14 protein-coding genes are annotated in these 23,201 nt (G+C 53.6%); 9 read left to right on the top strand and 5 right to left on the bottom strand.

Annotated elements, in window-relative coordinates:
- The first annotated feature begins 382 nt into the window (after positions 1-382).
- The 6 genes from osmY to A8F97_RS15605 all read left to right on the top strand — a co-directional run bounded on the left by osmY (position 383) and on the right by A8F97_RS15605 (position 5,076).
- On the top strand, positions 383-991 hold the full coding sequence (gene osmY, locus A8F97_RS15630) for a molecular chaperone OsmY (protein WP_012822316.1): 609 nt from the start codon (positions 383-385) through the stop codon (positions 989-991).
- Between the two features lie 151 nt (positions 992-1,142).
- Positions 1,143-1,304 (top strand): DUF1328 domain-containing protein, encoded by a 162-nt coding sequence (locus tag A8F97_RS15625; protein ID WP_003019081.1) that lies wholly within the window; start codon positions 1,143-1,145, stop codon positions 1,302-1,304.
- Between the two features lie 127 nt (positions 1,305-1,431).
- The gene (locus tag A8F97_RS15620) at positions 1,432-1,620 is read left to right on the top strand and encodes a CsbD family protein (RefSeq protein ID WP_012822317.1); all 189 of its coding nucleotides are present in this window, start codon (positions 1,432-1,434) and stop codon (positions 1,618-1,620) included.
- Positions 1,621-1,719: 99 nt separating this feature from the next.
- Positions 1,720-2,517, top strand: coding sequence for a TatD family hydrolase (locus A8F97_RS15615; protein WP_033070855.1), 798 nt, complete (start codon positions 1,720-1,722; stop codon positions 2,515-2,517).
- A 416-nt stretch (positions 2,518-2,933) separates the two neighbouring features.
- On the top strand, positions 2,934-4,211 hold the full coding sequence (locus A8F97_RS15610) for a NupC/NupG family nucleoside CNT transporter (protein WP_014698674.1): 1,278 nt from the start codon (positions 2,934-2,936) through the stop codon (positions 4,209-4,211).
- Between the two features lie 148 nt (positions 4,212-4,359).
- A complete protein-coding gene (locus tag A8F97_RS15605; RefSeq protein ID WP_012822320.1) occupies positions 4,360-5,076 on the top strand; it encodes a 4'-phosphopantetheinyl transferase family protein in 717 nt (238 codons plus the stop codon).
- Positions 5,077-5,125: 49 nt separating this feature from the next.
- Here A8F97_RS15605 and A8F97_RS15600 read toward each other — a convergent pair whose 3' ends face one another.
- The gene (locus A8F97_RS15600) at positions 5,126-7,099 is read right to left on the bottom strand and encodes a TonB-dependent receptor domain-containing protein (RefSeq protein ID WP_033070856.1); all 1,974 of its coding nucleotides are present in this window, start codon (positions 7,097-7,099) and stop codon (positions 5,126-5,128) included.
- Positions 7,100-7,215: 116 nt separating this feature from the next.
- On the bottom strand, positions 7,216-7,653 hold the full coding sequence (locus A8F97_RS15595) for an MFS transporter (RefSeq protein ID WP_012822322.1): 438 nt from the start codon (positions 7,651-7,653) through the stop codon (positions 7,216-7,218).
- Positions 7,654-7,984: 331 nt separating this feature from the next.
- Here A8F97_RS15595 and A8F97_RS15590 point away from each other — a divergent pair, with 331 nt between their 5' ends.
- From A8F97_RS15590 to dhbA, 3 genes are all read left to right on the top strand, one after another.
- Positions 7,985-9,181 carry an isochorismate synthase gene (locus tag A8F97_RS15590; RefSeq protein ID WP_012822323.1) on the top strand — a complete coding sequence of 399 codons (1,197 nt, stop codon included), beginning with the start codon at positions 7,985-7,987 and terminating at the stop codon, positions 9,179-9,181.
- Positions 9,178-10,806, top strand: a complete 1,629-nt coding sequence (locus A8F97_RS15585; RefSeq protein ID WP_033070857.1) for a (2,3-dihydroxybenzoyl)adenylate synthase — start codon at positions 9,178-9,180, stop codon at positions 10,804-10,806. The genes A8F97_RS15590 and A8F97_RS15585 overlap by 4 nt, the downstream gene beginning before the upstream one ends.
- Positions 10,807-10,945: 139 nt before the next feature.
- On the top strand, positions 10,946-11,731 hold the full coding sequence (gene dhbA / locus A8F97_RS15580) for a 2,3-dihydro-2,3-dihydroxybenzoate dehydrogenase (RefSeq protein WP_033070858.1): 786 nt from the start codon (positions 10,946-10,948) through the stop codon (positions 11,729-11,731).
- A gap of 80 nt (positions 11,732-11,811) precedes the next feature.
- Here the strand turns inward: dhbA and A8F97_RS15575 are convergent, their stop codons facing one another.
- The 3 genes from A8F97_RS15575 to A8F97_RS15565 form a co-directional block, all read right to left on the bottom strand.
- Positions 11,812-13,320 carry a TolC family protein gene (locus A8F97_RS15575; protein WP_012822327.1) on the bottom strand — a complete coding sequence of 503 codons (1,509 nt, stop codon included), beginning with the start codon at positions 13,318-13,320 and terminating at the stop codon, positions 11,812-11,814.
- A gap of 102 nt (positions 13,321-13,422) precedes the next feature.
- Positions 13,423-21,885 (bottom strand): putative Ig domain-containing protein, encoded by an 8,463-nt coding sequence (locus A8F97_RS15570; RefSeq protein WP_069704181.1) that lies wholly within the window; start codon positions 21,883-21,885, stop codon positions 13,423-13,425.
- Positions 21,886-22,241: 356 nt separating this feature from the next.
- Positions 22,242-23,054 (bottom strand): phage tail protein, encoded by an 813-nt coding sequence (locus A8F97_RS15565; protein ID WP_012822329.1) that lies wholly within the window; start codon positions 23,052-23,054, stop codon positions 22,242-22,244.
- Positions 23,055-23,201: the final 147 nt, after the last annotated feature.

Here is a 23,201-nt window from a genome sequence, read left to right as displayed (position 1 = left end):
TTTTATTTTAAAATAGATTAAAAATCAATGTTTTATATTTTAATTTCCCTTCGCACTATCTCTCATCTCGGTGCAGCAGACAAATCTGAATTGCTGTGCATGCGCCTTCGTTACCCTGTGATTTCTCATTCTGTGGGCTATAGTTAACAGCGTGTTAACTTATTTGGCTCGTTAAACTGTTAACATAATTTAATTTGGTTCATTATTTTTATTTTTTTCGCCTTTGTAATTCAATGCTCTGATTTTTTATGCGGAAGTAGGGAGTTATTAGAGCATTGGTAACGTCATCATCGCCTTGATTTGCTGATGACGGTGTAGGCGTTAACGTGACCCTGATAGGTTATTTCGGGTTTATAGAAAAGCATTAAGAAGGAAGACATCGATGAAAAAAACCACATTGACACAATCGCTGATCGTCGTTGCCCTAGGTTCGATTCTGGCTGGCGGTGCTATGGCTGAAGAAACGTTAGGGCAGAAGGTAGATCGTATCGCGGATACAACGGGTGCAAAAATCGATAGTTCCGCGAATAAAGCGTCTGGTTACATGAACGACAGCGCTATTACGGCAAAAGTGAAGAGTGCATTGCTGGAAGACAAATCGATTACTAGCAGCGATATTTCAGTTGAAACGTCAAACGGTGTCGTCACGTTGAGCGGCTTTGTCGGCAGCCAGGCTCTCAGCACCCGAGCAGTGGAAATTACCACTCAGATTGATGGCGTCCAATCCGTTAGCGACAAACTGCAGGTTAAGGATAATCCATCACAATCGGTTGGTGCTTACGCTGATGATGCCGTGGTGACGAGCACGATTAAGGCTAAACTGTTGGCGGATGACATTGTTCCGTCTCGTAAAGTGAAAGTCGAAACTCAGGAAGGCGTTGTGCTACTGAGCGGTGAAGTGGACAACAAAGCGCAGTCCGATCGTGCTGAAAGTATTGCAAAAGCCGTTGAGGGCGTGAAAAGCGTCAAAAACGATCTGACAGTCAAATAACTGTCGCCATTTCGTACCGGGCTATCCGTCATGGCGTATAGCCCTACTTCATCTTCATAATAAAACACCACCCGTGGATACGCAGTCAGGACGCACGATGCGCGTCAGGATGACCACCATGATTTTTCATTTTGTCTGGTAAGGAGAGCGTATGTTTCGTTGGGGCATTATATTCTTAGTTATCGCACTGATCGCGGCAGCACTGGGTTTTGGCGGGTTAGCCGGTACGGCAGCGGGTGCGGCGAAAATCGTCTTTGTTGTCGGTATTATTCTGTTTCTGGTTAGCTTGTTTACTGGTCGAAAACGGCCGTAGCGTAGCGCATTATTTGATCTAAATAATTGTCATACAGAGCACACAGCCGCGCCACGCGGCTGTCACATTTTACCGGCACACTGTCCGTGTATTTGCTGCATTTCGACAGTTTATCAGGAGGTTTATGATGAATAGCGATATCGTTGTTGGCAAATGGAAACAGTGGAAAGGGAGCTTTCTGGCGCTGTGGGCCGATTGGTTTGACAGCGACTGTGCCTGGCTGGAAGGAAGTAACGATTACTTGTCCGGCGTTTTGCAAGAGGGTTACGGAAAAGCGCACGAAGAGGTATCCTCAGAGAAAACCACGTTACACTGAGGCCTCACTGCAACGACAGGTTCGATTCTGCCATAATGCTTTGGCTGGATATGACTTGCGCGTCGATTGGGTCGCCTCATCTTGACGGAGAGAAGCGACGTGCCTTCTGAACGACACCGTTTTATCGATACCCACTGTCATTTCGATTTCCCCCTATTCTACGATGATGCACCAGAAAGTTTGCGTCTGGCACGAGACGCTGGGGTGGAACGCATCATTATCCCAGCCGTTGCTTCCCAGCACTTTGAGCGCGTGTTGACGCTTGCTCATACCTACTCTCCGCTTTACGCCGCGCTTGGCCTTCATCCACTTTATATCGCCGAGCATCAGAAGAACGACCTGCTCCGTCTGGAAGATGAACTCAGCCAATTGCCTGCAAAGCTGGTGGCGATAGGGGAGATTGGGCTGGATCTCTATATGCCGGAACCGCAGCTCAAGCGGCAGCTTACTTTCCTGGAGGCGCAGCTTCGGCTGGCGAAAAAATACGATCTTCCAGTGATCCTGCATTCGCGCCGCAGCCATGACAGACTGGCACAATTACTCCGGCGTCTTGACGTGCCACGCACTGGTGTGGTTCACGGTTTTGCTGGCAGTTTGGCACAGGCGCAGGCTTTTATCCGGCTGGGTTATTACATCGGTGTAGGGGGAACGATTACCTATGACCGAGCGAATAAAACCCGTCAGGCAATCGCGCAACTACCGTTAGAACGGCTGCTGCTGGAAACGGATGCACCCGATATGCCGATGAGTGGTTATCAGGGGCAGCCAAACCGACCTGAGCGTATTCCTTGTGCGTTTCAAACGCTGTGTGAGCTGCGCACTGAACCGCCCGAGGAGATTGCCGAGGCGCTCTGGCAGAATTCGCTCAGGCTATTTGAACGGCTCACCCTGGCATAGCGCGGCTACCGTTGCGCTACGATCATTCCCCCAAGCGGAAGGCGGAGCGGCTTCCGCTTTTCTGTTATTTCTGTGCGAGAACATGCAGAACAGTCATTTCGATTTCATATATCAACCATGAAATTGTGATCAAGATCTCCTTTTTGTGTTTTTGGCTGTTCGATGTTGTGTGTATTTGTGACATAAATTAGCGCGCTTCACGAGCCACTCTTTATACTCGTCATACTTCACGTTGCATGTACGTTGGCTACGCCAAGTCACCCGAATCACGTTCATCGGGATTCCTTGGCTTGCCGCCTGCCTGAAATTTGAATTATTTAGAGTATAGGATTCGTTCGCCAGCACGTGCTGACCGTTCTGGCGAAATGACTTTTTATTATGCACTCACTTTTTTCACGCGTTATAGGGAACTGCACATGCAACTCGTTATGAGTCTCATCGGCATGATTGTTCTGATACTGTGCGCGGTTATGTTGTCCAATAACCGTAAAGCTATCAGATTACGCACCGTAGTTGGTGCTTTCATTCTTCAGATCGGTATCGGTGCATTGGTGCTGTATGTACCCATCGGGCGTAAGATTCTGGAGGGATTGACGGGGGGTGTAGCAAACGTTATCGCTTACGGAAATCAAGGCGTGTCGTTCATGTTTGGTGGTCTGGTTTCCGACAAAATGTTCGAGGTATTTGGTGGTGGTGGGTTTGTTTTTGCACTCCGCGTCTTGCCGATTATCGTCTTTTTCTCTTCCCTGATCGCCGTGTTGTACTATATGGGTGTTATGCAATTGGTCATCAAGGTACTTGGTGGCGGATTGCAGAAACTGCTGGGAACCTCTCGTACTGAATCGCTCTCTGCGACGGCCAATATCTTTGTCGGCCAAACGGAAGCCCCGCTGGTGGTGCGTCCGTATATTGCCAATATGACGCAATCAGAGCTGTTTGCTGTCATGTGTGGTGGGTTGGCATCAATTGCTGGTGCTGTGATGGCAGGCTATGCTCAGATGGGCGTGCCGTTGGAATACCTGATTGCTGCATCCTTCATGGCGGCACCGGGCGGGTTACTGTTTGCCAAACTGATGGTGCCTGAAACGGAAAAAACGCACGATCATGATGAAATGGTTGGCTTTGTTGATGAAGACGATCGCCCGGCTAACGTTATTGATGCCGCGGCAAGTGGTGCAGCTTCCGGTATGCAGTTGGCGCTGAATGTGGGCGCGATGCTGCTGGCATTTATCGCCTTGATCGCTGTGCTGAACGGCATTCTTGGCGGGATTGGTGGCTGGTTTGACTACCCGCAACTGTCAATGGAACTGATTTTGGGCTGGTGTTTTGCGCCCGTGGCGTTTCTGCTCGGTATTCCCTGGAGTGAAGCAACCGTTGCTGGTTCGTTCATTGGGCAAAAACTGATCGTCAACGAGTTCGTCGCTTACATGAATTTCAGCGAATATCTGAAAGCCGATGACGTCGTGCAGGCCGCTGGCTTGCAGGTTCTGTCGGATCATACCAAAGCGGTGATTTCGTTCGCACTGTGCGGCTTTGCTAACCTTTCGTCTATTGCTATTCTTATTGGAGGTTTGGGCAGTATGGCACCGACTCGGCGTCAGGATATTGCCCGCTTTGGTTTGAAAGCGGTTGCGGCAGGTACGCTTTCTAACCTGATGAGCGCCTGCATCGCAGGGTTCTTTTTGGCTCTGTAAATGTAACCAAGCATTCTTGCAGTAGCGAGATGATGGGCGGCGAAAGTCGTCCATTTTTCGTTTTAAACCCTGCGTTTTTCAGGGTTTAAGCGTGATCTACGCGATGTTTACTGAATGCGGGCGCGATTGCTTGCCTGAGTGGAGTGACATGCTTTCTGCTTTTATTGATGATGTTGAATGGATTACTTTTCCACGGGCAACGGACGGTGCCGCCTACCCAGGTATTACTGCTCGCTGCCATTTCCATTCTTCTGCCTATGATGATGCGCTTTTTGCTGAAGCGAACATTCCTTTTTCCGATGCGCTAGAGCGCGCCGTACCTAAACGACGTGCTGAATTTCTTGCTGGACGCTACCTTGCCAGACACGTATTGAACAAGCTGGATCACCCCGATTTTATTCTGCATAGCGGGGAGGATCGCTCGCCGCAGTGGCCGGAAAACATCGCCGGTTCGCTGAGTCATAATAAAGACAGCGTTCTTTGCGCTGCGCATGTGCGTAATGGTGAGCTGTCGTGCGTGGGGGTTGATATCGAAGGATTTATATCCGACGAACGTGCGCAGTCGCTGTGGCCCGGTATCATTGGTGACGAAGAGTTCCAGTGGTTTCTGGGGAGAGAGGAGTCGTTCTGCTGCCTGCTGACGGTAAGTTTCTCGGCGAAAGAGAGCCTGTTCAAGGCACTTTACCCGCAGGTTCGGCACTACTTCGATTTTCTGGATGCCAGACTGGTGGCGCTGGATATTACCAAACGCGAGTTTGAGCTGGAGTTGCTGACCGATCTGACGCCAGCGTTTTACTCTGGACGCCGCTTTAAAGGCGCGTACCTGTTGAGAGAGTACGATGTCACCACTTTTCTCTGTTGCTAAAAAAGCCCGCGCGAGCGGGCTAAAAGCCATTCATTAGAACGTGTTGGTATCAGAACTTATAGCTAACGCCGCCGTACACCGTCCGTCCAGACAGGAAGTAGTCGTTGTTGGTTGCGACGTAATCCCGTTTTTCGTTGGTCAGGTTCGTGACACCCAGTTTCAGATCCACATTTTTAATCGGCGTATAGGTCGCACCAATATCCACCGTGTTGAAGCCTCTGGTTCTAAAGACTTCTTTATCACGCAAATATTGGTTTCCCGTGTACTGATAGGATACGTAGGTCGAAAGGTTATCCAGCGCTTGCCAATTCAACTGCGTGTTAAGCGTATTTTTCGGCGTTTGTTTCAGACGCTTTCTGGTGGTGCGGTCTTCGGCATCGACGATAGTCCAGTTGGTGGTCCAGTTTAGATCCTCTGTCAGATCGATCCAGAATGAGGTTTCAATCCCCTGGATACGTGCTTTATTCACGTTGTAATAAGTAAGATTGACTGGAGGAGTAGACCTGACACCATTCCAAGCTTCAGCTTGGATCATATCCTTGATATCGTTATTAAATAGCATAACGCCTGCGCCGAAGCGCTCAGCTTCATAGGCAGTACCGATTTCATAACTGATAGAGGTTTCTGCTTTGAGGTCTGGATTGCCTATGCGTCGGCAGAATATGCGGCAGTCCGCTTTGGAATAGCCTTTGGTGAACTGAGCCAGCGTTGGGGCTTTAAATGCCTTATTGACACCGCCTTTGATCACCCAGTTGTCGGTTAAACTATAAGTGGCGTAGGCGCGTGGACTGAATTCTGTTCCATAGACTTCATGGTGGTCGACGCGGCCACCAAAGGTGAGGGCTAAATCAGCAATCTTGAACTCGTCCTGCAGGAAAAGGGCGCTCTGATTGACGTCGACTTTACCGCCTTTCATGTTCATGCTGTGTTCCAATGACGTTATGCGGTATTCGCCGCCGCCGGTCAGAAGATGGTCTCCCAGATAGCCAGAAATCTGCCCATCAACCGTCTGATTATTCTGGGTAATGTCGGCTACGCTTTCATTGAGCTGAGAGTTGTCCATTAAGTCGATGTTTTCGTAGTAGTAGCGCAGCCGCGTATCGAAATTATCCCAGCTACCGTTATGTGTGAGTCCGAGACTGAGGCGATCGATTTTTTGTGTATTATGGGCGGTGGTGCCAAAGTTATTCCAGTCGACGAAGCGGTCATCTTTGGTATACGTTGCATCAAAATCCAAACTCTGCTGTGAATCGATCAACCACGTCAGGTTACCCAGCACGCTATAGTTATCACGTTTTTCCAGTGCATCTGAGTTGCGATTCTTAGATTGTTCGGTACGCCATGCGTCACGTTTGCCGCCGTCTACAATCAAACTACCTAGCAACGTATTTTCTATTAATGGCCCGCTGACGTAGCCATTCAGACGATTATTATCGCCGCCGGACCCTTCGGTTGGTGCCTGAAAGTTATAGCCGATCTCACCGGCAACGTTCTCACCCGGCTGGCGCAGTATTACGTTTACCACACCGCCTAGTGCGTCGGCACCGTACAGCGAAGACATCGGACCGCGAATCACTTCGATACGTTCAATCGCCGACATCGGAATGGAGCTAAGATCGAAATCATTCCCCATATCGGTCGCGAGTGATTCTTGGGAGTTGATACGACGACCATTCACCAGCAGCAGCGTGTAATCAGCCCGCATACCGCGGATCTTAATTTCGTTACGGCCATAGGTAGATGACGGATTGATGTTAATGCCCGGCAGCTTTTTCACCGCGTCGGAAACGTTATTCACCGACATCTTTTCCAGCTCGGTGCGGGTGATAACAGAGACGCTGGCGGGGGCGCTCAGCGTGGTGTGCTTCGTCTGTGTTGCGGTCACAACGATTTTTTCATCTGCCGCGTTTTCTGCCTGTGCGAGTGCAGGCAGTGCCAGTAACCCGGTCACCAGCAGGGCGTGATACACCTTGCTGTGTGGGAAATGATGATGTGAAACACGACTTTCTGGTTTTAGCTGCATGTCAAAGATCCCTGTCAAAGAGTAGAAAAAAATATCCCCGTAAGTAACACACGGTGTTGCTGTATTGCCGACCCACTCGTTGCGTGAGTCGATCGGTTTATTGCCTTGTATACCCGTCATACTTCAAGTTGCATGTGCGTTGGTTGCGCTACTCGACGCCACTGGCGCGCTGCTATTTTTCGGCTGCGTTCAGATAACTGTGGAATCAAGCGTATGGTCAGCAGCATCGCCGCCAGAATAAGCAGCAGTAAAAGGTGGGTTTGGTTAGTGGCAAACATGCAGGTAACTGTCAGGCCAAAGCACGACATCAGTAAGACGAGCAGGGCATGTTTACGGTTAAATCTGTCCAGATAAGGCGCAGTGAGGAAGCCGACGATGGCTGAGGCAAACGTTGAACCGCCGCTAATGTAGCCGATGTTCTTGGCATCCATGGACAGTACACTGATGAAGCTGAGGTCTACCAACATCACCAGGCTACCGAGGGAAAGCATGTTGATGAGTAACGCCAGATGCACAACGGAACGAGTGTGCTGGCGATACATGCTTTCATCCATGACAGGCTCACATTTAGACACAGTTAGTAAAATATTGGCGCAGTTTAACGCAGCTTAATTTCATTGACAATGAATGATAATTGTTTCCATTATCATTTGTGATGTGGGTTTTATAATCAATACATTCCTATTGTTAATCATTAACAGTTATGAAAGATGAACAATAAAATTGATTAACATCAATATAACCCCTACTCAGATAGAGGCAATAACCTGTCTATGGGAGGATTGACCAAACGTGTGACTTCATTGTAACTTAACTGCGCTTAATATAAATGGTAATGATTTTAATAATCATTGGTATTTAACTTGCGAGCTCAGGAGTTACCTTGTGGATACACTGATTACAGAAACTGAAACATTTAGCGGGCTAACCTATTCGGAACAGACTGCTTTTTTATATGCATCGGAACACCGAAGCCTTTCTACTTCCGGCTTATTTGAACGTATTTCGTCCCCTGTTTGTGTTCCTGACTCGCATGATGACAGGCTTAGCCCTGCAATCGCGCAGGCATTTCAGCGGGCGCGTCAGGCAGGGCAGACGCTGCCTATTGTGGTGGGGGCGATCCCCTTTGATACCACGCAGCCATCTTGTCTCTATATCCCTGATAATTATACCGTTACGACGAAATCTGAACTTGTCAGCCGTGCCCGGAAGCACAGGACAGCATCACCCACCGCATTAACGCTAAACAGCGTTCCAGACGAACGGCAGTTCAAGTCCATTGTTGCACAAGCCGTTGAGCGCTTCCGTCGTGGAGAACTGAGCAAAGCGGTGCTGTCGCGTATTCTGGACATTGAGCTGATAAGGCCCGTTAAGGCGCAGACGATCCTCAACAACCTGATGGTACAGAATTCGGGTGGATATCACTTTTCGCTGCCGCTGCCAGATGGGGCCGTATTACTGGGTGCCAGCCCAGAGTTGCTGCTGCGTAAGCAGGGAAATGTGATTGTCTCTAATCCACTGGCGGGTTCGGCTCGACGGATGAACGATGAACATCTGGACTATCTGAACAGCCAGAGTTTGCTGAATTCTGGCAAAGATAAGCACGAGCATAAGCTGGTGGTGGACGACATTCGCCAACGCCTGACGCCGTTGTGCGCGTCGTTAACCATTCCATCGGCTCCCTCGCTGATGAGCACTGCCTCCATGTGGCACCTGTCCACGGCGATCCGCGGTGAACTGGCGAACCCGGATATGACAGCACTTCAGGTCGCCTGTCAGCTACATCCGACCCCTGCACTGTGTGGCTTCCCCACGCAGGAAGCGCGTCAGTTGATCGCCGAACTGGAACCGCACGATCGTGGCGTATTCAGCGGCATTGTTGGCTGGTGTGATGCCAACGGCGATGGCGAATGGGCGGTAGCCATTCGTTGCGGTACCATCAAACACAATAAAGTCCGCCTGTTTGCGGGAGCGGGCATTGTTGAGGCATCCGTCCCTGAAGATGAATGGGCCGAAACCGCCGCCAAATTAAATACGATGCTGAATGCGTTTGGGCTTAACTCCGGTGTGGATGGATTATGAGCATTGAATTTACGCCCTGGCCAGAGGAACTGGCACAGCGTTATCGCGACAAGGGGTACTGGGTTGGCTTGCCGTTAACGGATGCCTGGGAACGCCATCTGACGACACAGCCGGATGCGGTTGCCGTCGTTTGTGGCGAACGTCAGTGGAGCTATCGAGAGCTGGACCAACAGTCTTCCGCGCTGGCATCGCGCCTGACGGAAAGCGGCCTACGCTGTGGTGACACTGCGCTGGTACAACTGCCGAACGTCGGCGAATTTTATCTGACCTTTTTTGCGTTGCTGAAAATGGGCGTCGCGCCAGTTAACGCGTTGTTCAGCCATAACAAACTGGAACTGCTGTCGTATGCCACGCAGATCGAACCGCGTTTGCTGATCGCATCGGCCGAACATCCACTGTTTGGCAACGGTGAATTTCTGGATCGGCTACAAACGCAGGTTCCTGGCCTGCAAACGGTGGTGATGCTTGGCGACAGCCCGCTGGGGCACAGCCTGTCTGACTGGCTGCAACTACCTGCTTCAACCAGCGAATATCAGCCTTCCGCATCGGGACAGGTCGCCTTTTTCCAGCTTTCCGGCGGCAGTACCGGCACGCCGAAGCTGATTCCCCGTACCCATGATGATTACTACTACAGCGTGCGCCGTAGCGTGGAAATTTGTGAGCTAACGCCACAAACCCGTTACCTGTGCGCGTTGCCAGCACCGCATAATTTCCCGTTAAGCTCGCCCGGTTCGCTTGGCGTGTTTTATGCCGGTGGGCGCGTGGTGCTGGCGTCCGATCCGGGGGCGATGACCTGCTTCCCGCTGATCGAACGACATCAGATCGATATTACCTCGCTGGTGCCGCCTGCTGCCGCGTTGTGGATCCAGGCGGCAGAACAGTTTGGCGCGGCGCTGCGTAGCCTGAAAGTCTTGCAGGTGGGGGGCGCAAAGCTAAGTGAAACCGTCGCCCGACGCATCCCGGCGGTCTTGGGTTGCCAGCTACAGCAGGTGCTTGGGATGGCGGAAGGGCTGGTGAACTACACCCGACTGGATGACAGCGATGAACATACCTTTACCACGCAAGGCTGCCCGATGAGCCCGGACGATGAAGTGAAGGTGTTAGACATAGAGGGTAATCCGGTGCCGAGGGGCGAAGCGGGGCTGCTGGCGACGCGTGGCCCGTACACCTTCCGTGGCTATTACCGCAGCCCGGAGCACAATGCCCGTGCTTTCGACAGTGAGGGTTTCTATCATTCGGGCGATGTAGTGCAGATGACCGAAGAAGGCTATTTGCGCGTGGTTGGGCGGGAGAAAGATCAGATTAACCGAGGTGGTGAAAAAATCGCTGCCGAAGAGATTGAAAACCTGTTGCTCAAGCATGACGGCATTCTCCATGCTGCGCTGGTATCCATGCCCGATCCGGTCATGGGCGAAAAGAGCTGCGCTTTTCTGGTGGTCAGCGATCCCTCTCTGAAAGCCATCGCGTTAAGAAAATATCTTCGTAATCAGGGGATTGCTGAATTCAAACTGCCGGATCGCTTTGAGATGATCGATACCTTGCCCGTCACGCCGGTCGGCAAGATTGATAAGAAATTACTCCGTCAGCGCATTCAGGCGCAACTGAGCATTCAAGACCCAACGTAGTATTCAAAACAGATAAGGATGTTGTGATGGCAATTCCTTCTATCCGTCAGTATCAAGGTGTCCGATTGCCGGTTTGCCGCTATCTGGACAACAGCCTGTCACAGGATGAAAACAGCGTGGAAATGGTGTGGTAGGGAAAATGATGAATAAGGTACAACCTCTTCAGTTTGATTTCAGTGGGAAAACCGTCTGGGTAACTGGTGCGGCGAGCGGCATTGGTGAAAGTATTGCCCACCAGTTTGTCGCGCTAGGCGCGAGCGTGATCGGCTTCGACCGTGAATTCCGACATCAGACCTCCCCGTATAAAGATCGCCCATTTTCCTGCGTGACGTTGGATATCAGCGAGCCGGACAGCGTGGCAGTCGTGTGTCGCCAGCAACTGGCTGAAATGGGGCTTGACGTTCTGGTCAACGCCGCTGGCATTTTGCGCCTGGGTGATCTTGATACGCTGAGTGTGGATGACTGGCACCAGTGTATTAACGTCAATGCTTCCGGCGCATTTTACCTGCTGAATGCGCTGGTGCCGCATTTTAAGCGGCAGCGCCGTGGCGCGATTGTCTGCGTCGGATCCAATGCCGCGCATGTTCCCCGTATGCAAATGGCGGCGTACTGTGCTTCGAAAGCGGCGCTCACTAGCCTGTCTCACTGTGCCGGGTTGGAACTGGCACCTTACGGCGTGCGCTGTAATGTGGTGTCGCCAGGATCGACGGATACGCCGATGCAGCGCGGTATGTGGCACAGCGCTGATGCGGAACAGCGCACTATTGCGGGTTTTCCTGACCAGTACAAGTTGGGGATCCCGCTGAGCAAGATTGGGCAGCCGGAAGAGGTCGGCAATACCGTGGTTTTTCTGGCTTCCGATCTAGCCAGCCACATCACTATGCAGGATGTGGTGGTGGATGGTGGGGCAACGCTGACGGCCTGATTTACGAAGAAAGTGGGCAGCGTGGCTGCCCACTTTCTATCGCGTAAAAATGGCGTTCTCAGGCGTGGCAACGATGCCTATCAGAACGATTGTAAGGTACTGATTTTGCCCTGCTGCCAGTTGGCGTCAGATTGACGCAGTGACTGGCTGATATCCACAAGGCTATTGGATGGCAATGATTTCGGTAGCAAATCCAGTCCGATCGTCGAGAATATCTGGCCGTAGGTATTACGTAGTTCTGCATAGGCCAGATCCTGACGCAGGCTGGCGTTGAGGGCGTTTAGCTCACCTTGAATCAATTGCAATTCGCCGATGCTGTTGGCCTTATAGCGGTTTCGTAGCTGTTCGACGATTTGGGTATCGAGATCGCGCAATTCTGCACTGGTTTTATACTGTCGCTGTGCCTCATTGAAGTTGGCTCGGGCGATGTATAACTGCGCCATAATCGCCAGCGACATCGCCTGACGCTGTACTTCCGATACGGATTCGTTAGCCTGTGCCACTTTACGTGCGGCTGGGCCGGACAGCAGGTTAAACAGGTTCCAGGTCGCTTTCACGCCGACGTCAGCCCAACTGTTGTTAACCAGGAAGGAGTTGCTGTCATAATGGCCGCCTGCGCTAATTTCTACGCCGGGTAGCATGCGCAGCAGCGCCTTGCGGGTTTCAGCGGCATGAATTCTTACCTGGTAATCCTGTTCGCGCAATTCCGGGCGGCTGACCAGTGCGGTTTCTTCCAGTACCCTCACATCGACATTCAACTGCGGTACGACTTCATCGCCGCTCTGTGGTAACGCGAGCTTGTAGGCCGTATCCAGCGGCAGATTCATCAGGGTTGCTAACTCCGTCTTGGCTAGAGACAGAGCACGGCGCTGCTCTTCCAACTGGCGCGTGGCGTCGATCAGCGCGCGCCGGTAGCTTAGTGATTCAATCGGATCGCCAATCTGCTGCGATGACATGCGCTCGCTCGCGTCGCGTGCGGCGTTAACGCGGGCGATCAGGCTGTCAATCTGCCCCAGCAGACGCTCGGCAGCCACGGCGCGCCAGTAGGCGGAGCGCACGTCTTGCAGGATGGTGTGCACCACCTTACGTTTACGTTCTTCGGCTATCCAGCGCTGATCCGATTTTTGCTGGGCGGTAACGTAGCTGACGCCAAAGTCGAGCACGTTCCACACCATGGTCAGATCGGCTACATCGCGGTCGCGATCCTGTGAGGTTGACGGTTCCAGAGAGGTACGTCCCGTTTCTACGCTGCGGCTACTGGAGGCGCTCATATTGTTACGCCCCACGTAGCCTGCCGATGCCGCCAGCTTTGGCAGCATATCGTAACGTGCCAGCTCCACCTGTTGCTGGCTCAGCGCATATTCCATCACCTTTAGGCGTGATTCGAGGTTGTATTTCAGTGCACGCGCCATAGCATCATACAGCGTGATCGGTGCCGTAACCGGCTCCTGCTGGCTGAACATGGCGACTCGGTCCTGCTGGCTACGCTGCCCGCTTTCGACCTTGCTGATCGGCTGGGTGGTTACGGCACAGCCGCTGGCGGCTAGCACGATGGCGCTAAGGCTAAATAGTTTCCGACCCTTTAACACGATTCCGCTCCTCGTCATTATCATCATTACCAATGTTATTCTTGTGATGGCTGTGCTTGCGATCGTCTTGCGTATCGCCAGTTGCTGCGTTGTCGCACAGGGTTATCCTTGCTGCTGACCACTTTCCTGCAATGCTTGCTCAATGGCTGCCAGACGTTGCAGTTCCGAGTCACCTATCTGTTGTAATTGCTGATGCAGCGAGGGCATAAATGCCACGGAACGCCCAGTGCCGTCATCGGTGCTATTCGTTGTGCTGCCCGCGCTATCGATCGGAATGTTCTTCCAACTACCGCCGGAGAAGACCTCCATTGGCATCAGTGAAGGCAGATAGATCCCCGAGAATGCGCTAGCCAGCGATGAGGTGCCGCCTAGTGCGGGATCTTTACTAAAGCTGGGGAAGGAGCCTAGGGTGCTGTCGAAGTTAATGCCAATGCCGCTGGCGACTCCGCGTCCGAAAGTGCCCGCAACCTGGCTGACCGGTATGGTGCCTCCCTCTGTGTTCTGGCGTCCGGTAGCGAAAATGGCAGACATCACTGACATTGGTGCACCGTCGTTACCCACGGTGAAACTGCCGAGCGACGGGTTGGTAATCAGGCCATTCAACGTCGGCGGTGCCGTTGTGGCATCCTGCGTAGACAACTGGCGCGCATCGCTTGATGACGGCGTCCGGCCAATACCGTCGTTGGCTTTGAACTGCGGATCGCTGCCTACAATGCTGCGCGTCACCGTCAGACCAAAGCTGGTGCTAATGGACGTATTGCTGCCGTCGGTGGCCGTTACTCTGATCACCAACGTACCGATATCGCCATTGCCCGGCGTACCGGAGAAGGTGCCGATGGTGGGATCGAAGCGCAGCCAGCTCGGCAGCGGTGACCCGTTGGCGAGGGTGGCACTGAGCGTCAGGGTATCGCCATCCGGATCGGTAAAGGTGCCTGCGGGTACGGTAAAGTTAAAGCCACCATCCTGCGCCACGCTTTGCGGCGGGATCGGGGTGGACACCACTGGCGCATCGTTAACGTTAGTGACTGTCAGACCAAAGCTGGTGCTGATGGACGTATTGCTGCCGTCGGTGGCCGTTACCCTGATCACCAACGTACCGATATCGCCATTGCCCGGCGTACCGGAGAAGGTGCCGATGGTGGGATCGAAGTGCAGCCAACTCGGCAGCGGTGACCCGTTGGCGAGGGTGGCACTGAGCGTCAGGGTATCGCCATCCGGATCGGTAAAGGTGCCTGCGGGTACGGTAAAGTTAAAGCCACCATCCTGCGCCACGCTTTGCGGTGGAATAGGGGTGGATACCACAGGAGCTTCATTAACGTTAGTGACTGTCAGACCAAAGCTGGTGCTGATGGACGTATTGCTGCCGTCGGTGGCCGTTACCCTGATCACCAGCATACCGACATCACCATTGCCCGGCGTGCCGGAGAAGGTGCCGATGGTGGGATCGAAGTGCAGCCAGCTCGGCAGCGGTGACCCGTTGGCAAGGGTGGCACTGAGCGTCAGGGTATCGCCATCCGGATCGGTAAAGGTGCCTGCGGGTACGGTAAAGTTAAAGCCACCATCCTGCGCCACGCTTTGTGGTGGGATTGGGGTGCCAACCACTGGGGCATCGTTGATGTTAGTGACTGTCAGACCAAAGCTGGTGCTGATGGACGTATTGCTGCCGTCGGTGGCCGTTACTCGGATCACCAGCATACCGACATCACCATTGCCCGGCGTGCCGGAGAAGGTGCCGATGGTGGGATCGAAGTGCAGCCAGCTCGGCAGCGGTGACCCGTCAGCGAGGGTGGCACTGAGCGTCAGGGTATCGCCATCCGGATCGGTAAAGGTGCCTGCCGGTACGGTGAAGTTAAAGCCACCATCCTGCGCCACGCTTTGTGGTGGGATTGGGGTGCCAACCACTGGAGCATCGTTAACGTTAGTGACCGTCAGGCTAAAGGTGGTGCTGACCGAGGCATCACCGTCGTTGGCGGTGACTTTGATCGTCAGGTTGCCTACATCACCATTGCCCGGCGTGCCGGAGAAGGTACCAGTGGCCGGATTAAAGGTGATCCAGCTTGGCAGCGGTGAACCGTCTGCCAGCGTGGCGCTCAGGGTCAGAGTGTCGCCATCGGGATCGATAAACGTGCCAGCGGGAACAGTGAAATTCAGGCTACCATCCTGCGCGATACTCTGTGCCGGTATCGGTGTGCCAACCACTGGCACATCGTTGACGTTGGTGACGGTCAGGCCGAAATCCGTATGTGCCGCCGCGCTGCTGCCGTCGGTGGCGGTGACGCGGATGCTCAGATTACCGACATCGGCGTTGCCCGGTGTGCCGGAGAAGGTGCCAGTGGCCGGATTAAAGGTGATCCAGCTTGGCAGCGGTGAACCGTCTGCCAGCGTGGCGCTCAGTGTCAGGGTATCGCCATCGGGATCGATAAACGTGCCAGCGGGAACGGTGAAATTCAGGCTACCATCCTGCGCGATACTCTGTGCCGGTATCGGTGTGCCAACCACTGGCGCATCATTAACGTTGGTCACCGTCAGGCCAAAACTGGTGCTAATTGAGGTATTACTGCCGTCGGTGGCGGTGACGCGGATGCTCAGATTACCGACATCGGCGTTGCCCGGTGTACCGGAGAAGGTGCCAGTGGCCGGATTAAAGGTGATCCAGCTTGGCAGCGGTGAACCGTCTGCCAGCGTGGCACTCAGGGTCAGAGTGTCGCCATCGGGATCGCTGAAGGTGCCCGCAGGCACGGTAAAGTTGAAGCCGCCATCCTGCACTACACTTTGCGGCGGGATTGGTGTGGATACTACGGGAGCCTGGTTCGCTGGCGTAACTGTCAGACTGAAGGTGGTACTGATCGAGGCATCACCATCGTTGGCGGTGACCTTAATGCTCAGATTGCCGATATCGCCATTGCCTGGCGTGCCGGAGAAGGTGCCAGTAGTCGGATTAAAGGTAATCCAGCCCGGTAGCGGTGAGCCGTTAGCCAGCGTGGCGCTCAGGGTCAGAGTGTCGCCATCGGGATCGATAAACGTGCCAGCGGGAACGGTGAAATTCAGGCTACCATCCTGCGCGATACTCTGTGCCGGTATCGGTGTGCCAACCACTGGCACATCGTTGACGTTGGTGACGGTCAGGCTGAAATCCGTATATACCGAGGCGTTGCTGCCATCGGTGGCGGTGATGCGGATAGACAGGCTACCAACATCCGCATTAACCGGTGTGCCGGAGAAGGTGCCAGTGGCTGTGTTAAAGGTGAGCCAGCTTGGCAACGGGGAGCCGTTAGCTAGCGTGGCGCTCAGGGTCAGGGTATCGCCATCCGGATCGGTGAAAGTACCCGCGGGAATGATGAAATTCAGACTGCCATCTTGTGCCACACTTTGCGCCGGTATCGGCGTCGCGACCACCGGAGCGTCGTTGGCGTTGGTGACGGTTAGGCTAAAGGTGGTGCTGATCGATGCCCCACTATCGTTGGCGATGACCTTAATGCTTAGGGTGCCGACATCTGCATTGCCCGGTGTGCCGGAGAAGGTGCCGGTGGCCGAATTAAAGGTGAGCCAGCTTGGCAGCGGTGAACCGTTGGCCAGCGTGGCGCTCAGAGAGAGAGTATCGCCATCCGGATCCGTGAAGGTGCCTGCGGGTACGGTGAAGCTCAGACTGCCATCCTGTGCCACACTTTGCGCCGGTATCGGCGTCGCGACCACCGGAGCGTCGTTGACGTTGGTGACCGTCAAACTAAACGTGGTGCTGACGGACGCATCGCCATCGTTGGCGGTGACCTTAATGCTCAGGGTACCGACATCTGCATTGCCTGGCGTGCCGGAGAAGGCGCCCGTGGCCGGATTAAAGGTAATCCAGTTCGGCAGCGGTGAACCATCGGCCAGCGTGGCGCTGAGGGTCAGGGTATCGCCGACATCCGGATCGGTGAAGGTACCTACCGGTACGGTGAAGTTCAGGCTGTCATCTTGTGCCACGCTTTGTGCCGGTATCGGCGTCGCCACCACCGGCGCGTCGTTAACGTTGGTGACGGTCAGGCTGAAATCCGTATATACCGAGGCGTTGCTGCCGTCGGTAGCGGTGACGCGGATAGACAGGCTACCGACATCGGCGTTACCCGGCGTACCGGAGAAGGTGCCGGTGACCGGATTAAAGGTGATCCAGCCTGGCAGCGGCGAACCATCTGCCAGCGTGGCGCTGAGGGTCAATGTATCACCGACATCCGGATCGGTGAAGGTGCCTGCCGGTACGGTGAAACTCAGGCCGTCATTCTGGGCGATATTTTGTGCGGGGATCGGTGCGGCAACCACAGGGGGATTGCCAACGACCACCGTCAACGTCGAGGTCGCGCTGCGGCTGGCATCGTCATTGGCGGTAACCGAAATGGTACGTGCACCGCCGCTAGGGGTCGTGGCCACATTGACATACACGATAGCGCGTAGTGCGGTCTGGAAGGCTTCTGACGTAGCGCCGCCAGTGAGAGTCAGGGTTTGGCTGCCATCCCCGGAGACGTTGATGCCTGCTGCATGAGCTGCCAACAGAGCCTGCTGCGATAGCGTCATATATTCGTTACTGCCATCGGTGTTGCCAGACAGCGCGAGCGTCAGTGTCCACAGACGAGTATCGCCATCAGTTTGTGACAGCGTTGCCAGCATATCGGTTATAGGCACGCCTGTACTCAGACCGGTAGAGACGGTAGCGCTATAGTCACTGCCAGAGCCTGCACCGTTCAGGTCCACTTGTGGACTCACACCCGAAGTAAACTGTGATTCGTAAGCACCGATGTCGACAGCCCCTTGTCGCACACGATCCAGGCCCCGCGCATCACCATTGCCGGTAACAGAGAAACGGTCACCCTGATTAATGGCATTGCTGGCTGTAGTAGCCAGACGAGGATCTGATGATGACACGAGATTAACGTTACTGCCGATCAGGTTATTACCGCCATTTAGGGTATAGGAACCGTTAGTGGTGGTGTCGTTATGGATGACAATATCGACAGTATTGCCCGATATAATCGAGTTGCGCACACTGGCAGCCCAGCTAGAGGCATGGTTGATGAAGTGAAACTCAATACCGGCATCCTGACCGGTGATGGTGGTGTTCATCAAGGTGACATGGGTGTTGGGGGCGTTGGTGCTGCCGTTTGACGCCAAGTAGAGACCTGCCACGCCAATCGACCCATTGGCCGCATTGGCACCATTATTGTTGTAGATGGCTGAATTGGTGAGTGACAGCGAGACGGTTTGCTGGGTGCCGGACACGAACAACTTGATCACGCCTTCTTCATTCGTGCCGCCCAACTGGGTATTATCATGGATATTGACCTGATCGAGATCGAAGATGTAGGCGCCCTGTTGAATATGGCTCAGGTCAATCATGCCATTGCCCCAGCCATCGTCGGTGTTCCCCGTAATATCAACGTTGTACAACCTGAAGTTGATATCTAATGCGCCAGCATTGATCCCCAGCACACCACCCGAGTACAGGTTGTTGATGGTGGTGAAATGGGTCAGGGTTAGGTTCTGGATGGCGAACGTCAGCGACGAACTGGTGATCTGAAAGCCAGAATAACCGCCACCGTTCAGGGTGAAACTCTGACCGTCGATAAGCAGGGTCTCGGTGGGTGACAAAATGGAGCTGCTCAGCGTCACGTCGGTCTGAAATACGATACGATCGATGCCGGGGGTCTGGTTGGCCCAATGCAACGCTTCGCGCAGGCTGAGCCCGCCGCCATCATTGAGATCGTCTTGTAAGCTATTGCCGAAAGACGCATCAGCGCCGGTATCGTCTCCAGAGGTAACATACAGCGCGCTGTTGCTGGCTAATACATTCACTGACGACGTAAGGCTTAGCGACGTGGTGTTGTTACTGGTCCCGCTATCGCTGACGGCGGTTAAGGACACATCCCGTGTGGCCGCCGTAACGCTGCTGTTGCTATTGCCGTAGCGTAAGCCATCCACCAGACCGGCAAATTGCGTGTTGCTGGCGGTCATCCCGCTCAACTGTAGCGTCACAGTATTGCCGACGCGCGTTACCGTATAACTGCCGATGCCGGTCAGTGTGCCGCTGCCATTGCTCGCCAGGCTGATGGTGTTGCCCGCCACGCTGATAAATTCACCGCTGTCGCTGACGTTGGACACGGTCAGAGTCAGTGCGTTAAAGGTCTGCCCGCTGTCCCGCGTGTCGGCGCTGACGCCGCTGAACAGATCGACAGCACCCGCCATACCGCCAATAAATACCGGATTGCTGCCCGTGGCGGACAGGGTTGGTGCGGTGCTGCTTGCGGCGGTCGTGACATCAAGCTTGACGACGCTGACGGTGGCATTACCGGCGCTGTCTCTGGCGACCACATACACATCATAGGCGGTGGCGGCGGCTAAACCCGTCAGGGTCAGGGATTGACTGTAGGGCGCGCTGCCGGCTAACTGACTGCCGAAAGCGAGTGCCAGGCTACCTGAGGCGTTCTGCCCGTTAATGACCTGAGTGACGCTCGGTGCACTGGCGCCATCGGAGAGCACAACATAATAGATGGTGCCCCGCTCGTTGAGGTCAGTATTAAGGGTAAAACCGCTCACTGTCGGTGCGGTGATCGTCGGTGTCGCGTCAAATGTAGGCGCGATATCGTCGGCCACCGTTAGGGTGACGACCTTCTCATAGGTCGCTTGCCCGTCGGAGACCTGGATACGCACGGAATAGGTTCCGGCTGCCATGGTGGCGGCATTAACCGCTCTCAGCGTGCTGCCGCTGAGGGTAAATAGCGCATTATCAGTACTGCCGACACCACTCACCAGGCTGTAGGTAAATGTGGTGGAGTCTGCGTCGGTTGCCGATAACGTCCCGATAATACCGTTGCTGCCCAGAGACTGGCCGAATGTCGTGTTGGAAAGCGCCAAATCCGTTGGTGCATCGTTGACGGCAACCACGGTGACGGTGCTGGCGATATTGCCGGGGCTGTAGCTGTTGTTGCTGGCACCAGAATCGGTGACCTGAGTCAGGGTCACGACCCGTGCGGTGGTATGGGGATTCTCGCTGCTGTTGCCGTAGGTCATGCCAGATAGCAAGGTGCCCATATCGGCATTGCTTAATATCGCTCCGCTTAGGCTGATGCTTGCCGTGCCAGCGCTGAGGGAGACACTGGCCGAACCGTAGCCGCTGCCGAGTGAGACGCTATTGCCATTGATCAGCGATACCTTGAAGCCATTGATGTTCAGGTATTCGGTGCTGTCTGTTACGTTGGTTACGGTAAAGGTGGCACCGGTAAAGGTTTGTCCATTGTCGTTGGTATTAGCGATTACGTTGGTAAATAAGCCGACGTCGGTGCCGTTTTCGGTGTAGGTCGGATTGGTGCCGCTACCGCTGACGCTTGGTAGGGTATCACTGCTACCGCCAAGATTGGTCGACGTGAAGTGCCACACTAAAACCCCATCGCCTTTTGTACCGTCGTTGTCGACATGGAAGGTGATGGTTTTGTCGGTGCCGATAACGCTGGCTGAAAGCTTCGCCTCACTGGTGGTTACGCTGTTATCCTTGGTGATCGAAGTGATGGCGAGTAATGTGCCGTTAGTGAGGTTATTGAACACCAAGTCGAACGACTCAAGCCCCACATACGGCCCTTGACCGTTACGTATGGTCATGGTGATGGTCGAGGTGACCGGGTCAATATCAATGTACCATTCGGAACTGGCCTCATCCCTTAAATCTAGGAATACTTCGCTGCCTGGCCCCACTGGGTTGGTGCTATAATCTATACCATCGATCCACAGTGTTACCTCAGTGTTGCTGACGTGCAAGGCATGCTGGTAACTGTCTATTTGTAGCGCTGCGGCTTCAATCACCCCAGTCTGTATTTCAAGATCCCAATCTCCACCCAGACCCGTGGTATCGTTAGAGGCCGCGATATCGGCCCCCGTGATTTGTGCCAGCAGAGAAACGAAGCTCTGCCCGGAGCTTTGCGCGACTTCACAGCCGTACAACAGTAAATCTCCTGATTCCGTCAGCGCTGCGCCCAGCGTGGCTAAATCAGCGGCACGTGCGTCGGCGGTCTTGCTGTCCAGCGTTAACGAACCCAATTGCAGTTCGCCCTCACCACCGTGGCTAAGTACATGAATTGCATCATAACCGCTGTGGTTTTTTGCCCACTCTGCCAGTTGGCTTAGGCCATCTTTGCTGCCATCCAGCAATACCACCTCGATACCGGTAGGTACGTTGTCGACCAGCGTTTGGTAATCGGTTAATGAGGTATCGATAAACACCACTTCTTTGCGGGCAGTATCCCCAGCAACCGCGATGTCGCTGGTTGCATCCTGGGTATCCGTTGCGTCCTGCCCTGTGCGGTGGTCGGTTTGAGCACTGGATTGATCTTTTTGGGTGTCATTGGTTGTTGCTGAGGCGGTGTTGTGTGCCGCATCGCTGGCGGTTTGCCCGGCATCGGCTTGATTCACGGTGGCGGCGACGGCGCCATCAAACATCATGCGTGCTTCAAGGGCGTACCCTAGCGGTGTCGATAAATCTGTCACCGTGTCGCTACTGGTACGATCGCGTTTACTGCATGAAGATAAGAAATGGCGCCATTGCATAGCCTGTACTCCCAGTAATCATTGTTATTACATAACAACCTAATCGATGTGGTAGGGAGACGTAAAAACGCCATGTAGCACTAAATGTAAAGCAAATGATTGCCACATGATTGTTCTGTTGTCTTAATGTAAATTTAAGTGAAATATTAAAACTTGTGAATATAAATTTCCGAAAAGTAAGATGAATCTCTATTGATTTTTTTTGTTTATAGGATTCGCATTTCTAATGGTGAAATTGTCTTACGATACTCAATCATTAACTCAATGATATTAATATCTAAATTACTGAATAAAGAAAGTGCCGGGAAAATACCCGGCACGCTTAATATTTCAAAAATCGGAATGTCAAAACCCGACTAGTTTGGATTGATTGGGTAGAGACCTTGCACGGCAATACAGGCGGTCAACCCCATCGCGGGATCGCGCACCGAGAATGGCATTCCCCCCCCGGTATTATTACCCACCACGGTTTCCGGCACTTTGACGGTGAACGACGGTAAGCTGGCTACGCCCGTCACGGTCACATCGGCGGGCAACGTCGATCCGCTGCCCGGTTTGGCTGCCTGATACGGCCCTTTAAAGCTGGCATTCTGAGTTGCTGCACCGACCGGTACGGTGGCACTGATCGCCGTCAGGAAGTTTGCACCTGCCGTCGGCGTGGCACCGCCCGTAGCGGGCGTAGCAGCGGCGAGCGGTAGCGCGGCCGTAACATTGAGATTGCCTGTGGTGGCAGGCACTAGCACATTAAAGGTGTTGGTGAGTGATTGCGTGGTGGGATGGGTGTGAGGTGCGATATTGCTTGCCGCTAGAGTGGCGGTTTCGGCACCCAGCGATTGGCCGCGTGTTATCAGGCTGAGCCCCGTACCTTGCCCTGAGCCAACGAGGCTTCTACCGCGCAGGTCGGGCAACGTAAAATTGCCGGTTTGCTGCGAGCCGCCCCATAAATTGCCGATCAACGAATAGAGTGCCTGATAAGTGTTGATCGAGAGTGATTGTCCCGCAGCAGGTAGATAACCGCTCGGACAGTAACTGGTGACCATATAACATACCGAGCCGATATAGGGTTCATCGCCTGCACAGGCGGAGGCGTCTTCTGCATGAAACATCATAACGGCCAACGATGCCGCAAGGGCAGACTTGGCATAGAATCGTTTAGTTAACTTCATCATGAATCCCCTTGATAGAATGACTGTTTTTTTGTTGGTTTTACTCGGGTAAAGAGCGCGTTGATTAGCTGTCTTATTATTTTGTTGTTATCATATTGACTTGTTTTTTAGTCACTTATGAACCATAGCTTAAGCGCGACTTTTTGTTGG

This window comes from Pectobacterium parmentieri (assembly GCF_001742145.1).
Taxonomy (GTDB): Bacteria; Pseudomonadota; Gammaproteobacteria; order Enterobacterales; family Enterobacteriaceae; genus Pectobacterium; species Pectobacterium parmentieri.
Note: the sequence above shows the minus strand (reverse complement) of the source record. Positions and strands in the feature narration are given on the sequence as shown.

What these genes read in the sequence shown, in the direction of transcription:
- osmY (WP_012822316.1), top strand. Translation starts at nt 383, where the DNA reads ATGAAAAAAACCACATTGACACAATCGCTGATCGTCGTTGCCCTAGGT.
- A8F97_RS15625 (WP_003019081.1), top strand. Translation starts at nt 1,143, where the DNA reads ATGTTTCGTTGGGGCATTATATTCTTAGTTATCGCACTGATCGCGGCA.
- A8F97_RS15620 (WP_012822317.1), top strand. Translation starts at nt 1,432, where the DNA reads ATGAATAGCGATATCGTTGTTGGCAAATGGAAACAGTGGAAAGGGAGC.
- A8F97_RS15610 (WP_014698674.1), top strand. Translation starts at nt 2,934, where the DNA reads ATGCAACTCGTTATGAGTCTCATCGGCATGATTGTTCTGATACTGTGC.
- A8F97_RS15605 (WP_012822320.1), top strand. Translation starts at nt 4,360, where the DNA reads ATGCTTTCTGCTTTTATTGATGATGTTGAATGGATTACTTTTCCACGG.
- A8F97_RS15600 (WP_033070856.1), bottom strand. Translation starts at nt 7,099, where the DNA reads ATGCAGCTAAAACCAGAAAGTCGTGTTTCACATCATCATTTCCCACAC.
- A8F97_RS15595 (WP_012822322.1), bottom strand. Translation starts at nt 7,653, where the DNA reads ATGGATGAAAGCATGTATCGCCAGCACACTCGTTCCGTTGTGCATCTG.
- A8F97_RS15585 (WP_033070857.1), top strand. Translation starts at nt 9,178, where the DNA reads ATGAGCATTGAATTTACGCCCTGGCCAGAGGAACTGGCACAGCGTTAT.
- dhbA (WP_033070858.1), top strand. Translation starts at nt 10,946, where the DNA reads ATGATGAATAAGGTACAACCTCTTCAGTTTGATTTCAGTGGGAAAACC.
- A8F97_RS15570 (WP_069704181.1), bottom strand. Translation starts at nt 21,885, where the DNA reads ATGCAATGGCGCCATTTCTTATCTTCATGCAGTAAACGCGATCGTACC.
- A8F97_RS15565 (WP_012822329.1), bottom strand. Translation starts at nt 23,054, where the DNA reads ATGATGAAGTTAACTAAACGATTCTATGCCAAGTCTGCCCTTGCGGCA.